At 71.7% G+C, this 13,579-nt stretch carries 12 protein-coding genes; 5 read left to right on the forward strand and 7 right to left on the reverse strand.

Annotated elements, in window-relative coordinates; genetic code table 11:
- Window positions 1-109 precede the first annotated feature (109 nt).
- Window positions 110-1,735, forward strand: a complete 1,626-nt coding sequence (locus tag ACWD4B_RS01660; RefSeq protein WP_451418861.1) for a class I adenylate-forming enzyme family protein — start codon at window positions 110-112, stop codon at window positions 1,733-1,735.
- Window positions 1,736-1,827: 92 nt separating this feature from the next.
- Here ACWD4B_RS01660 and ACWD4B_RS01665 read toward each other — a convergent pair whose 3' ends face one another.
- The 7 genes from ACWD4B_RS01665 to ACWD4B_RS01695 form a co-directional block, all read right to left on the reverse strand.
- Window positions 1,828-3,330 carry a YfcC family protein gene (locus ACWD4B_RS01665; protein WP_451418862.1) on the reverse strand — a complete coding sequence of 501 codons (1,503 nt, stop codon included), beginning with the start codon at window positions 3,328-3,330 and terminating at the stop codon, window positions 1,828-1,830.
- Window positions 3,331-3,644: 314 nt separating this feature from the next.
- The gene (locus tag ACWD4B_RS01670) at window positions 3,645-4,973 is read right to left on the reverse strand and encodes a nucleobase:cation symporter-2 family protein (RefSeq protein ID WP_451418863.1); all 1,329 of its coding nucleotides are present in this window, start codon (window positions 4,971-4,973) and stop codon (window positions 3,645-3,647) included.
- Between the two features lie 50 nt (window positions 4,974-5,023).
- Complete coding sequence (locus ACWD4B_RS01675) at window positions 5,024-6,388, reverse strand: 8-oxoguanine deaminase (protein ID WP_451418864.1); 1,365 nt, start codon at window positions 6,386-6,388, stop codon at window positions 5,024-5,026.
- 98 nt (window positions 6,389-6,486) lie between these two features.
- Window positions 6,487-7,371, reverse strand: coding sequence for a factor-independent urate hydroxylase (pucL, locus tag ACWD4B_RS01680; RefSeq protein ID WP_451418865.1), 885 nt, complete (start codon window positions 7,369-7,371; stop codon window positions 6,487-6,489).
- 3 nt (window positions 7,372-7,374) lie between these two features.
- The gene (gene uraD / locus ACWD4B_RS01685) at window positions 7,375-8,205 is read right to left on the reverse strand and encodes a 2-oxo-4-hydroxy-4-carboxy-5-ureidoimidazoline decarboxylase (protein WP_451418866.1); all 831 of its coding nucleotides are present in this window, start codon (window positions 8,203-8,205) and stop codon (window positions 7,375-7,377) included.
- 92 nt (window positions 8,206-8,297) lie between these two features.
- Window positions 8,298-8,651 (reverse strand): helix-turn-helix domain-containing protein, encoded by a 354-nt coding sequence (locus ACWD4B_RS01690; protein WP_336414889.1) that lies wholly within the window; start codon window positions 8,649-8,651, stop codon window positions 8,298-8,300.
- Window positions 8,648-8,908 (reverse strand): hypothetical protein, encoded by a 261-nt coding sequence (locus ACWD4B_RS01695; RefSeq protein ID WP_451418867.1) that lies wholly within the window; start codon window positions 8,906-8,908, stop codon window positions 8,648-8,650. The genes ACWD4B_RS01690 and ACWD4B_RS01695 overlap by 4 nt, the downstream gene beginning before the upstream one ends.
- A 108-nt stretch (window positions 8,909-9,016) precedes the next feature.
- Here ACWD4B_RS01695 and ACWD4B_RS01700 point away from each other — a divergent pair, with 108 nt between their 5' ends.
- The 4 genes from ACWD4B_RS01700 to ACWD4B_RS01715 all read left to right on the forward strand — a co-directional run bounded on the left by ACWD4B_RS01700 (window position 9,017) and on the right by ACWD4B_RS01715 (window position 13,448).
- Window positions 9,017-9,817: a TIM barrel protein gene (locus ACWD4B_RS01700; protein WP_451418868.1), complete on the forward strand. Its 801-nt coding sequence runs from the start codon at window positions 9,017-9,019 to the stop codon at window positions 9,815-9,817.
- 82 nt (window positions 9,818-9,899) lie between these two features.
- The gene (locus ACWD4B_RS01705) at window positions 9,900-10,859 is read left to right on the forward strand and encodes a 2-hydroxy-3-oxopropionate reductase (RefSeq protein WP_451418877.1); all 960 of its coding nucleotides are present in this window, start codon (window positions 9,900-9,902) and stop codon (window positions 10,857-10,859) included.
- Window positions 10,860-10,870: 11 nt separating this feature from the next.
- Window positions 10,871-12,577: a glyoxylate carboligase gene (gcl, locus tag ACWD4B_RS01710; RefSeq protein ID WP_451418878.1), complete on the forward strand. Its 1,707-nt coding sequence runs from the start codon at window positions 10,871-10,873 to the stop codon at window positions 12,575-12,577.
- Between the two features lie 157 nt (window positions 12,578-12,734).
- Window positions 12,735-13,448 (forward strand): hypothetical protein, encoded by a 714-nt coding sequence (locus ACWD4B_RS01715; protein WP_451418869.1) that lies wholly within the window; start codon window positions 12,735-12,737, stop codon window positions 13,446-13,448.
- Window positions 13,449-13,579 lie beyond the last annotated feature (131 nt).

The raw sequence follows: 13,579 nt of genomic DNA on the forward strand, positions 1-13,579 counted from the left end.
TCGCGCGGGGCATAGTGTCCCTCGGCGAGGCGCCGTTCATGTCTCAAAGGTCGCCTCGCAGATGACCCCGTGCTGCCACTGCCTCCAAACGGCATGTTTGGATGTGTTGGTGATCGTTAATGCACAGGAAACATCCGGGCCGCGGATATACATCGACCGCATTCTGGAGCATTGGAACCGGGACGAGGACGCCGAGGCGCTCGTCCAGGGGGCGCAGCGACTGACCAGGCGGGAGGCTCGGCGGCAGCTGTTCAGGCTGGGTCATGCGCTGCGCCGGCAGGGGCTTGCGCCCGGCGACGGAGTGGGGCTGTTTTTGGCCAACCGCGTGGACTCCGTGCTCGTGCAACTCGCCGTCCATCTCATCGGCTGTCGCGTCGTGTTCCTGCCGCCCGAGCCAGGGCCCGGCGAACTCGCCGCGCTGGTCGAGCAGTCCCGGGCGCGCGTCGTGGTCACCGACCCGACCTTCGCGCAACGGGCCGCCGACGCGGCCGGCCGCAGCATCCACGCCCCCGTATTGCTCAGCCTCGGGCCCTGTGAGCAGCAGTGCACGGACCTGCTGGCCCTGGCCGCCGAGTGCCCGGACGTGCGCCCGGAGGGCGTGCCCGCTCCGGGAGCGGACGAGGCCGTCACCGTCCTCTACACCGGCGGCACCCTGGGCCGGCCCAAGCTGGCCGCGCACAGCCACCGGCTCTACAACATGCTGCTGGACCTGGTGGATGACGCCCGGCAGGACTCCGGCTCCACGCTCTTCCCGACCATGGACGAGGGCACGGACAGGGTGCTCGTCGCCACGCTGCTCACGCACGGCAGCGGTCACCTCACCTCGCTCCAGGCTCTGGTGACGGGGTCCACCCTCGTCGTGCTGCCCGAATTCGAAGCGGGCGCGGCGTTGGCGGTGCTGCGCGAGGAGCGCATCACCGCGACGATGTTCGTACCGCCCATGCTCTACGCGGTGCTCGACCACCCGGAGTGCAAGCCGGGCGCCCTGCCCGCGCTGCGGGGGATCGTCGTCGGCGGCGCGGCCACGTCGCCCAGCCGGCTGCAGCAGACGGTCGAGGTGTTCGGGCCCGTGCTCAGCCAGGGCTACGGGCAGTCGGAGGCGCTCGGAATCAGCGCCTTCGGTGCAGAGGAACTCGCCTCGGAGGCAGCCCGGCGCCCCGAGCTCTGGCGCAGCTGCGGTCGCGCCATAAGGGATGCCGAGATCGAGATCCGTGGTGAAGAGAGCACAGCGGCACTGCCCGTCGGGCAGGTCGGCGAGGTGTGCGTCCGCGGCGAGACGGTGATGCTGGGCTACTTCGAGGACCCGGAGCGCACCGCGGCGGCACTGCACGACGGCTGGCTGCGCACCGGGGACCTGGGGTACCTCGACGCCGAGGGGTACCTCTACCTCGTCGACCGGGCCAAGGACATCATCGTCACCGGCAGCACCAGCGACAACGTGTACTCGAGGGTGCTGGAGGACTTCCTCCTCACGCTGCCCGGTGTGCGCAATGCGGCGGCGGTGGGAATGCCGGACGAGGAGTACGGGGAGGCCGTGCAGATCTTCCTGGCCACGGCCGAGGGCGCTGACGTCGACCCGGAGGCGGTCGGCGCGGCGGTGACCGCCGAGTTGGGCGAGCTGTACACGCCACGGGAGACGGTGCTGATGGATCGGCTGCCGACAACCAAGGTGGGCAAGGTGGACAAGAAGGCGCTGCGCGCCGCGTGGACGAGCAGGGCCTTGCGCACGCCGTAGGTTCACCTCGGCCTTCCGCCCTTTCCGCCCTTTCACCGGGAAAGGGCGGAAAGGGCGACGGACCGGCGACCAACTGATCCAAACGAAACCGCCTAGCTCACGACCGCGCCCAGCGCGACGAACCCGCAGATGAGCACAGCCAGAATGAGCAACAGCGGCCAAATGAACCGCAGATATCGGTCGTAGCCCACCTTGGCCAGGGACACCCCGCCCACCACCACGGCAGTGGTCGGTACCCACAGGTTCATCCACCCACTGGCCGACTGCCAAGCCGTCACCACCACCGGCCGCGCCACGCCGACGAACTCCGCGAGCGGAGCGAGAATCGGCATCGCCAGCGTGGCGTGGCCGGAGGTGGAGGGGATGAGGAAGGCCAGCGGCAGGTTCACCAGGTAGATCAGGATGCCGAAGGCCACGGCGGGGGTGCCCGAGACGATGCCCTCCATGGAGTGCAGCACCGTGTCGATGATCTTGGCGTTGGTCATGATGACGGTGACGCCGCGCGCCAGGACGATCACCAGGGCCGGTGCGATGAAGTCGGCCGCGCCCTGGACGACCGCGGCGCTCAGCCGCTGCTCGCCGAGGCGGGCGACGAGCCCGACGAGCAAGGCCGCAACGATGAACAGCGCCGCCAACTGCGCGAAGGACCAGTCGAGTTCCCAGCCGTAGGGGGCGGCCTCGGCCTTGCCGGTGAGGGCCGTGGACCAGGGGATCACCGAGAAGATCATGAAGGCGAAGACCAGGGCGACCGTCACAAGCACGGCCTTCTGCAGCCCCGTCAGCTCCGGCGGCTCCATCGCCTCGGCGGCCAACTCCCGGTCGCCGGGCAGGAAGCCGACCAGCGAGCGGCCCGGGTCGGCCCGTACCCGGTGCGCGTAGCGGATGACGTAGCCGATGGTGACGCCCGTCAGGACGAGCCACATCGCGAAGCGCAGCCCGATGCCGTCGCCGAGCGAGATCCCGGCGGCCGAGGAGGCGACGCCCGTGGCGAAGGGGTTGACGGTGGAGGCGAGCACGCCGACGCCCGCCCCGAGGATGATCGTGCCGGTCGCGACCATGCGGTCGTAGCCGAGCGCGAGCATCAGGGGCACGACCAGCCCGTAGAAGCCCAGCGTCTCCTCGGCGAAGCCCTCGACGGTGCCGAGGAGGGAGAAGACGGTCATGATCCCGGCGATCAGCAGCGCCCCGCGGTGGCGCAGCCGGTGGGCGAGCCGCTCGATGCCGCGGTCCAGGGCCCCGGTGGCGAAGACGACGGTGATGAACGCGCCGATCGCGAGGACGAAGAGGAAGACGCCCGCGCTGCCGTAGAGCGTGCCGGTGGCGTCGGGCGCGATCCGGCCGGTGACCGGGTCCCGTACTCCGTAGAGCCCGTTGACGGGGGCGAGGAAGAGGTCGCCGAGGCGGTGGAGGAAGCCGCCGGGGGCGGCCTCGTGGTGGTAACTGCCCTGGACCGGATGACCCGCGGGGTTGCGCCGGTAGGTGCCGGAGGGGACGACGAAGGCCAACGCCCAGACGGCGACGGTGACGACGGCGAGCACGGTGAGGGCACTGGGGAAGGCGAAACGGGGCTTGTGGCCTTCGGGTGGGTGGGTCACGGTGCTCATTTTGCGCAGATTTGCCCCAGATTATGGTGCTGCCGCGCCCCGTAAGGGGCAGGCGCGGGGAACTGCGCGATCAACCACAAACGACCGTCAGTGCCCCGCATGCACCCGCCACCTCCGAAAACCCGCACACCGAGCGGCAAGCGGCCTCCGCCTCGGAGGGGTGCCAGTCGAAGGCGCCGTCCACGCACCGGGGGTGCCCGGCGGTCAGCGTGAACGCCGGGGCGCCCAGGCCGGGCAGCAGGTCCGCCTCCGGCACCTCGGAATCGAGGCCGGGGCCTGCCCCGCCGGGCCCTCCGCCGACCGCGTCAAGGGCGACGATCCGTATGCCGGTTGAGCACCGCGTTCAGCACCACCGCCGTGAGGCACCCCGCGCTCACGCCCGAATCCAGGACGGTCTTCAGGGTCGCGGGAATCGCCGCGGCACCGTAGAAGTCCCGCGACACCACCGGAATCATGCCCACCCCCAGCGACACCGCCGCCACCAGCAGGCCCTCCCCCTTCTCGAGTCCGGCCCGCGCCAGCACCCCCACCCCGCTCGCCGCCACCGAGCCGAACAGCACGATGGCCGCGCCGCCCAGCACCGGCCGCGGCACCACCGCGATCAGCGACGCGGCGACCGGGCTCAGTCCGAGGAGGACGAAGAGGACCCCGCACGCGGCGACGGTGAACCGGCTGCGTACGCGGGTGATGGCGACGAGGCCGATGTTCTGCGCGAACGCGCTGTTCGCAAAGCCGTTGAAGAAGGGGCTCAGCGCCGTGCCGAGGGTGTCCGCCCGCAGGCCGGCCGCGATCACCTTCTCGTCCGCCGGGCGTTCGACGACCTCGCCGAGGGCGAGCATGTCGGCCGTGCTCTCCGTCATGGACACCAGCATCAGCACGCACATCGAGACGATCGCCGGCATCGTGAACTGCGGGTGCCCGAAGTGGAAGGGGGTGGGGAAGCCCACCACCGCGGCTTCCCGCACGGCCGTCGTGTCGACGGCACCGACCGGTACGGCGATCAGTGTTCCGGCCACCAGGCCCAGCAGGATCGCGATCTGCTGCAGGAAACCCCGCAGCAGCCGCCGCAGTGCCAGCGCGATCACCAACGTCGTTCCCGCCAGGGCGAGATCGGTCATCGAGGCGGGACGCTCGGGATGGCCGTTCTGGATCCATTCGAAGGCGACCGGAAGGAGCGACATGCCGATCAGCGTGATGACGGACCCGCTGACGACCGGAGGGAAGAAGCGGACGAGTCTGCAGAAGTACGGGGCCAGCACGAAGCCCAGCACGCCCGCCACGATGACGCCCCCGTAGATGACGGGCAGCGCGTTGCTCCGGTCCGCCTGGCCGTCGGCGATCGCCAGCATCGGTGCGACACCGGCGAACGAGACGCCGTTCACGAACGGGAGCCTCGCCCCGACCTTCCAGAAGCCGATCGTCTGGAGCAGCGTGGCCAGCCCGGCCGTGAACAGGCTCGCGCCCACCAGGAACGTGAGCCGGTCCGGGCGGAGCCCGACGGCGGCGCCGATGACCAGGGGCGGCGCCACCACCCCTGCATAGCTGGCGGCGACGTGCTGCAGGCCACCGGCGAGCAGTCTGCCGGGCCCCGGCAGCCGGTCCACGGGGTGGACGCCACTGGGCACAGCGGCCACGGCAGTTCCTCCTGTCGAGTGGGGGGGGCGCCCCGTCAGGGGCGCGGGGCTCAGCCGGCGGCGATCCGCGCAAGGCGCCGCGCCTGGACGCCGGCCTCGCGGGCGATGTCGTCCTCGTCGGCGGTGGTCAGCCGGCCGTTCTCCACGACCGCCCGGCCGTTGACGAGGGAGAGGGTGACGGGCGCGGGGGCGCCCAGCACCAGCGCGGCGACGGGGTCGGCGATGGTGGAGTGGCCGAGCCCGTCCAGCTTCCACAGCACCAGGTCCGCGAGCTTGCCCGCCTCCAGCGACCCGGTCTCCGCCGCCCGGCCCAGCACCCGGGCGCCGCCGTACGTGCCCATCCGCAGTGCCTGACGCACCGTCATAGCACCTGATCCACCCGCCAGTCGGTTGACGAGCAGGGTGTTGCGCAGTTCGGTGTGCAGTTCCCCGGACTCGTTGGAGGCCGTGCCGTCCACACCGAGCCCGACCGGGATGCCGGCGGCGAGCAGGGCGGGGACGGGCGCGGTCCCGGCCGCGAGGCGGGCGTTGGAGGACGGGCAGTGCGCCACGCCCGTGCCGGTGCGGGCGAAGGCCGCGATGTCGGCGACGTTCATGTGGACGCAGTGGGCCATCCATACGTCCTCACCGAGCCAACCGGTCGATTCCAGATACTCGGTCGGTCCCATGCCGAACAGTTCCTTGCAGAACTGCTCCTCCTCCACCGACTCCGAGCCGTGGGTGTGCAGCCGGACCCCCTTGCGGCGGCCGAGCACGGCCGCCTCCCGCAGGAGTTCGGTCGAGACGGAGAACGGCGAGCAGGGCGCGACCCCGATGCGCAGCATGGAGTCGGGGGACGGGTCGTGATGGGTGTCGATCGCCTCCTCGGTGGCGGCCAGCGCGGCCTCGGTGGTCTCGACGGCGAAGTCCGGGGGCAGCCCGCCCTGTGACTGCCCGCGGTCCATCGAGCCGCGGGTCGGGCTGAAGCGCACGCCCAGTTCGCGGGCCGCGCGGATCTCGGCGCCGAGCAGGTCACCGGCGCCGCGGGGGAAGACGTAGTGGTGGTCCATGGCCAGGGTGACACCGCCGCGGACCATCATGGCCAGGGAGCCGCGCGCCGCCGCGTAGAGCATCTCCTCGTCGATGCGGGCCCAGACGGGGTAGAGGGCGACGAGCCAGTCGAAGAGGATGGCGTCCTGGGCGAGGCCGCGCGTGAGCCACTGGTAGAAGTGGTGATGGGTGTTGACCAGGCCGGGCGTGACCAGGTGCCCGGTGCCGTCGACGCGCCGGACGACTCCGGCGAGCCCGCCGGGCGCGGCCCCGGGGCCGACGGACTCGATCCGGTTGCCCGCGACGACGACGTGCCCCGAGGCGTACTCGGTGTCGTGGGCGTCCACGGTCGCGACGGCGCAGTTCTCGATGACGATGCGGTCCATGGTGATCCCTCAAGTGAGGCGCCCCGTAAGGGGCGCGGGGCTGTTTCGATTTGCGGCTCCGCCGCGTGGGCGCGACCAGCCACAACCGGCCCGCACCTTCACACGACGCTTTCGGCCCCCTCCCGCAAAACGGTGGCCTCAATGAGCCCGTAAGGGCGATCCGCCACGAAGTACACCTCATTGTCGTTCTTGAACCCGAATGGCTCCAAGTCCACGAGGAAGTGATGCTTGTTGGGAAGGGAGAGCCGGATCTCGTCGATCTCGGGGCGCCGGTCGACGACCCGCGCACCCATCGCATAGAGGGTCTGCTGCAGCGAGAGCGAGTACGTCTCGGCGAACGCGTGCAGCAGGTGATCGCGCGTCCGCGCGTAGGAGTCGTCCCAGTCCGCGGCAGCGACCCCGGCGTCGTCCGTCGCGCCGTGCCGCCAGCGGGCGTTGACCTCGGTGGCGAGGATCCGGTCGCGGGTCTCCTTGAGCGTGGTGTAGCGGTCCTTCACATAACCGTGGAACTCGGAGTCGGTGGAGTTGAGGACGGTGAGGCCGCTGAGCCCGGAGATGATCTGCCACCGCTCGCCGTCATAGGTGATCTGCGCGGTGCGCGTCTCGCGGTTCACCCGCACGAAGGAGTGCCGCGCCTCGCGGGCGTCGGAGGGCGCGATCCGCTCCCACGCGTACTCCTCGATGCGGATCCGGGCGGTGGTGATCGGGTCCTGGCTGGTGACGAAGTGCCGGGCGAGGCGCATGCCGAACTGCTCGGCGGAGGCGATGCCGTGTTCCTTGGCGAAGGCGAAGACGGTGTTCTTGGTGGCGTCGGTGGTCAGGACGTCGGTGTTGGATCCGGTGAGGTGGGTCGCGGTCAGGTCGCCGGAGAGCGCGATCGAGACGTTGAGGTCCTTGATGTGGTGGACGGGCCCGTCACGGGTGATCCGCACGACGCGGCTCTCCGCCTTGCCGTACTGGTTCTGGCCGAGCATCGCAGGCATGGGCTAGCTCCCTCGGTAGACGGAAAAGCCGAACGGGCTGAGCAGCAGCGGGACGTGGTAGTGCTCGCCGGGGGCGACGGCGAAGGCGACGGCCACTTCGGGGAAGAAGCCGGCGCCGCAGGGCTCCGTCGCGAAGACCAGGCGTGCGTGGGCCGCGGCTGCAGGGAGGGCGGGGAGGTCCTTGCAGCGCCCGTCGGGGTCGGTCGCCGACGTGCCGAGGAGCTGCCAGTCGGTGTCGCGGCCGTCGCGCACCGAGAGGGCGACCGCGACGCCCGCGGCCGGGCGGCCGGCGGCGGTGTCCAGGATGTGTGTGGAGACGGTCGCTCCTTCCGGGCCGGCCAGGCGGGCGAGCCGCAGGCGATTGATCTTCGCGAGTTCCTCCCGCACGATCTCGCGCTCGTGTTGCGGCGGGTTGTCGATCCTGTGACGGACGGCGTCCCGCATCTCCTCGGCGCTGCGGCCGGTGGCGCAGATCAGGAAGACGTGCCCGAACTTCTCCTGGTAGGCGAGGTTCAGAGCGAGCATCTCGGCGCGGAGCCCGGCCGGGGCGCCCGCCATGCCGCGCTGTTCGCGGGAGGAGTCCGGGTCGCCCGGCTTCGGCCGGCCGATGGGCGGATGCCCGGCGAGTGCCTCGGCGAGGCCGGCGGTGCCGAGGCGGGCGACGGCCGTGTCGCTCGCCACGAACAGGGCCTCGGCATCGGGATAGGGGCGCCCCGCGAGAATTTCCTTGCCCCACGCGTCACTTGCGCAGACGGTGTGCAGGGCGGCGAGGGCGGTGGCGTCGTCGGCCGCGTTGAAGCGGCCGAGCGTGGACGGTGTCGAACTCGGTGTCACGGCAACCTCCGTGGCGCGATTCGCTGCGCACAGCTAACGCCCGGACGATCAGCGCGTCAACAGTTTGTTGAAATACCTGGGACGGGCTTTGCCTACTCCCTGTTCAGATAGTTGTAAACGGTGAAGCGGCTCACGCCGAGCGCGGCGGCCACCGTCTCGACGCCGTGCCGCAGAGTGAAGGCGCCGCGCGCCTCCAGGTTGCGGACGACCGACTGCTTCTCCTTGCGGCCGAGTTGTGCCAGGGGCATGCCGTGGCGGCGCTCCAGGTCGGACAGGATGCGGTCGAGCGAGTCCGCGAGGTGCGGGAGGCGCACGGCGACGACCGGGCTGCCCTCCCAGGAGAGCACCACGTCGTCGGCGCCGGCCGCCTCCGGCTCCAGCAGCTGCCCGCCCAGGGCGTCCACGAGCGGCTCGACCGCGGTGCGGAAGGGGTGTTCACCGGTCACGGTTCCTGTCCCCCTGTTTCGCCGAGGACGTTGACCTGCAACGACACACGGGTGGCCCCGGCGGTGAGCGAGGTGCGCAGCACCTCGCCGAGGGCGGCGAGCACGGCATCGGCCCCGCCCTCGACCGTGTTGCCGAACGGGCCGACGTCCACCGCGTCGAGCCCGGCGCCCTGCACGGCCTCGCGGGCGGCCACCGCGTGGGGCGGGGGCTCGTCGAGGTCGAAGGGCTCGGTCGTGAACTCCGCTCGCAATCGCACGCCGTCAACCTACTGCGTTGCGGCGGGCCTTGACAGCGTCGGACGACCGGGAGGAGCCTTTCGTATTACAGAAGTCAACTTCCACTATACGGAAGGAGCGCAAGAGCTGTGCACGGCTTCGATGTGAATCTGTCGATCCTCTTCACCGAACTCCCGCTGCTGGAGCGGCCTGCGGCGGCGGCCGCCGCCGGATTCGACGCGGTGGAGCTGTGGTGGCCCTGGCCGGAGGAGCCGGTGCCGCAGCCGTCGGAACTCGCCGCCCTGCGCCGCGCGCTGAAGCACGCCGGCACGCAGCTCGTGGGGCTGAACTTCTACGCGGGCCGGCTGCCCGGCCCGGACCGGGGTGCGCTGTCGCTCCCGGGTGCGGAGTCGGAGCGGTTCCGTGCGAACGTCGAAGTGGCCGCGGCCTTCGCGGAATCGGTGGGGTGCGGGGCGCTCAACGCGCTCTACGGGAATCGCGTCGCATCCGCCACCGGACAGGACGAACTCGCCCTGGAGAACCTGGCCTTCGCGGCACGCGCCGCCGACCGGGCCGGGGCGACACTCCTGGTCGAGGCGCTGAACGCGGCCGAGTCACCCCGGTATCCGGTGACCACGGTGGACCGTGCTGCGGAAGTGGCGGATGCGGTGAACGCCCTGACGGGGCTGGGCAATACGAAGGTCCTGCTGGACCTCTACCACGTGGCGATGGGTGGTGCGGACGCGGTGGCGGTCGTCGACCGCCACGCGGGAAGCGCGGGACACGTACAGATCGCGGACGTACCGGGGAGGGGCGCCCCGGGCACGGGGTCGCTCCCGCTGGGGGAGTTGGTGCAGCGGGTGCGGGACGCCGGGTACGGCGGATGGATCGGGCTGGAGTACACGGCGGGTGACCGGCCGAGTGCGGACGCGTTCGGCTGGCTGCGCTGATGTTTTCTCCCCTGCCCCGCCCCTTCCCGCAACCGGGGGCTGCGCCCCCGGACCCCGGTATGCCCGGGGGGGGAATGGGGGCCTGGGGGCGAAGCCCCCAGGAAACGGCGAAAGGGCGGGACCGGGGCACCACAACACCGACGAAAGGAACACCATGCGCATCGCCTGGATAGGCCTCGGCATCATGGGCTCCCCCATGGCCGAGAACCTCCTCAAGGCCGGCCACCCGGTCACGGGGTACACCCTCGAACCGCACAAGCTCGACCGCCTCGCCGCCGCGGGCGGCACCCCGGCCGCCTCCGTCGCCGACGCGGTCCGCGGCGCGGACGTCGTCGTGACCATGCTCCCGGCCGACCCGGACGTCACGGCCGTCGCCGAGGAGATCCTGGCCCACGCCGCCCCCGGCACCCTCCTCATCGACATGTCCACCGTCTCCCCCGGCACCGCCGCCCGCCTCGCAACCGCCTGCGCCGCCAAGGGAGTCCGCTTCCTCGACGCCCCCGTCTCCGGCGGGGAGGCCGGAGCCGTCGAGGGCTCGCTCTCCGTCATGGCCGGCGGCCCGGCGGCCGACTTCCGCGCCGCCGCACCGCTGTTCGCGGCGCTCGGCACCACCGTCGTCCACTGCGGCAGCGCCCCCGGTTCCGGCCAGACCGTCAAGGCCGCCAACCAGCTGATCGTCGCCGTGAACCTCCAGGCCTGCGCCGAGGCCGTCGTCTTCCTCCGGAAATCCGGCGTGGACCTCGACGCCGCCCTCGACGTCCTCGCGGGCGGACTCGCCGGCTCGACGGTCCTGACGCGCAAGCGGCGCAACTTCACCGACCGCACGTACGCCCCGGGCTTCCGGATCGACCTGCACCACAAGGACATGGGCATCGTCACCGCCGCCGCCCGCGAGGCCGGCGCCGCCCTCCCCGTCGGCGGCGTGGTCGCGGAACTGGTCGCCGCACTCCGCGCCCAGGGGGACGGCGCCCTGGACCATTCCGCACTGCTGCGCGGGGTGGAACGGCTCTCCGGCATCTCACCCGAGTCCCCCCAGGAGTGAACGTGCCCACCATGCCCGCCATGCACGCCGCCGTGCACATCCTCAAGGACGAGGGCGTCGACATCGCCTTCGGCTGCCCCGGCGCCGCCGTCCTCCCCCTCTACCAGGCGATGCAGCAACTCGGCGGCATCGACCACCTGATCGTCCGCCACGAGGAGGGCGCCGCGCACATGGCCGACGGCTGGGCCCGGACCAACGGCAGGCCCGGCGTCGCCATCGCCACCTCCGGCCCCGGCGGCACAAACCTCGTCACCGGCCTCTACACCGCCTTCGCCGACTCGATCCCGATGGTGTGCATCACCGGCCAGGCCGTCTCCGCCAAACTGCACCAAGAAGCCTTCCAGGCCGTCGACATCGTCGGCGTCGCCCGGCCCGTCACCAAGTGGGCCGTGCAGGTCAAGGAGGCGGCGCAGATCCCGTGGATCTTCCGCGAGGCGTTCCGGGTCGCGCGCACCGGGCGGCCGGGTCCGGTGCTCATCGACATCCCGGTCGACGTCGCGAAGCACGAGATCGTGTACGACCCCGCCCTCGACACCCGGCTTCCCATCGCGCCCGTCCTACCGCATCCGCCGCGCGTCGAGGCCGCGTTGGACCTGCTGCTCGCCGCCGAGCGGCCGCTGGTCCTGGCGGGCGGCGGGGTGATCCTGGCCGACGCGGCGGCGGAACTGCGGGCGCTGGTCGAGTACCTCCGGGTGCCCTTCCAGGTGACCCTGATGGGCAAGGGCGTCATCGAGGACGACCACGAGCTGCACCTGGGCACCACCGGCATCCAGACCTCGCAGCGCTACGCCAACGCCTCGTTCCTGGAGGCCGACTTCGTCCTCGCCGTGGGCGCCCGCTTCGGCGACCGGCACACCGGGGCGGACACCGCCGTCTACCGGGGCGACCGGACGTTCGTGCACGTCGACGTCGAACCGACCCAGCTCGGCCGGGTCATCGCGCCGGACCTCGGCATCGTCTCCGACGCCCGGCTCTTCCTCGCCGCCCTGCTCGACGCGGCCCGGGCCCGCGGCACCCGGCCCCGTACGGCCGCCTGGACGGCGCGCTGCCGCGAGCTCAAGCGGACTCTCACCCGCCGCGAGGACTTCGACGACGTCCCCGTCAAGGCACCCCGCGTGTACAAGGAGATCAACGAAGTCTTCGGCGAGGACACCTACTTCGTCACCGCCATCGGCCTCTACCAGATCTGGGGCGGCCAGCACCAGAAGGCCCATCTGCCCCGCCACTACCAGGTGTGCGGCCAGGCCGGGCCGCTCGGCTGGGAGCTGCCCGCCGCCATCGGCGTCAAGAAGGCACTGGAGGGCATGGGCCGCGGCGGCACCGAGGTCGTCGGCATCGTCGGCGACTACGGCTTCCAGTACACGGTGGAGGAGCTGGCCGTGGCGGCGCAGTACGACGTGCCGCTCGTCCTGATCATGCTCAACAACACCTGTCTCGGCCTGATCCGCCAGGCCTCCGCCGGCTACGGGATGAACTACCAGGTCGACATCCACTACGACGAGACGGGCACCGACAACGTCAAGATCATGGAGGCCTACGGCTGTTCCGGCCGCCGCGTGACCGACCCGGCCGAGGTCCGCCCGGCGATCGAGTGGGCCCGCAAGGAGGCGGTGGCGACGTCCCGTCCGGTGCTCGTCGAGATCATGATCGAGCGGGAGGCGGACACTCCGCACGGCCAGAACATCAACGCGGTACAGGAGTTCGAGAGCACCCCATAAGGGGCGCGAGGAACTGCGCGAGCAACCACAACCGGCCCGCACCCGAAGAACCGCGCCTCCGGCGGAACCACGGCTTACCGAATCGCTCCCCCGAGCGCTCCGCATCGTGGACGATGGGGTCCCATACCCCACCCTCCATACCCCGCTGGAGCCGAAGATGGCAAAGAGCGTGCCGGTGCACTGCCCCACGTGCCACCGGGAGCACTCCTTCACCCCTCCCACCTTCCCCTGCGCCTGCGGCGCTCCCCTCACCCTCCCCGTCCTGCCGGACGCGGCACCGGAGTTACTCGGGCAGCGCACCTGGCGGGACTCCTGGGTGTCGGTGCGCTGCACCGCCTGCGACCGCGAGGGCCAGTGGCCGCGGCCGGAGTTCGGCTGCTCGTGCGGCACCGTGATGCGGTTGCCCGTGCCGGCGGGCGAAGCCACCGCACCGGACGATCCCGCGCACGGGCAGCCGGGGCAACGGGCCGCGGTGCGCCCCGCCTTCCGGCCCGTCGCCATCCGCACCGAACGCGATGCGATCATGGCGGCCGAACGGTACCTGCGCTGGCTCGGCTTCACCGACGTGCGCCGTCCCGGCAGCTGCCCGGCCCCCGCCGTGGCGGGAGTGGACCTGCGCGCCACCGGCCTCGTCGCCCGGGTCGACCCGACGACCCTCCCCACCACACTGCGCGACGTCGAATGCCTGTGGCTGCACGGCCTCCTGGACTCCGCGGCCTCCGTCTGCTTCTCCCTGGCCGGGTACGCGCCGGACGCCCGGTGCCGCGCCGACGACCTGTGCGTGCCGCTCTTCGTCCTGGACCTCGCCGGGACGCCGCAGCCGTTGAACGACTGGGCGGACGAACTGGTGAAACGGCCGGGGCGCGGCTGAGCCGCGCCCCGAAGGGGCGCGGGGAACTGCGCGACCGGCCCCCACCGGCCCGCAGCCGACGCACCGTCCCGGGGGTCCGGGGCGAAGCCCCGGGACTTCGGCTGCGGGCGCGTCGTGGCTGGTCGCGCAGT

Source organism: Streptomyces sp. NPDC002536 (genome assembly GCF_053594995.1).

Coding starts and splice junctions, on each gene's coding strand:
- gcl (WP_451418878.1), top strand. CDS start 10,871: ATGCCCGCCATGCACGCCGCCGTGCACATCCTCAAGGACGAGGGCGTC.
- ACWD4B_RS01675 (WP_451418864.1), bottom strand. CDS start 6,388: ATGGACCGCATCGTCATCGAGAACTGCGCCGTCGCGACCGTGGACGCC.
- ACWD4B_RS01715 (WP_451418869.1), top strand. CDS start 12,735: ATGGCAAAGAGCGTGCCGGTGCACTGCCCCACGTGCCACCGGGAGCAC.
- pucL (WP_451418865.1), bottom strand. CDS start 7,371: ATGCCTGCGATGCTCGGCCAGAACCAGTACGGCAAGGCGGAGAGCCGC.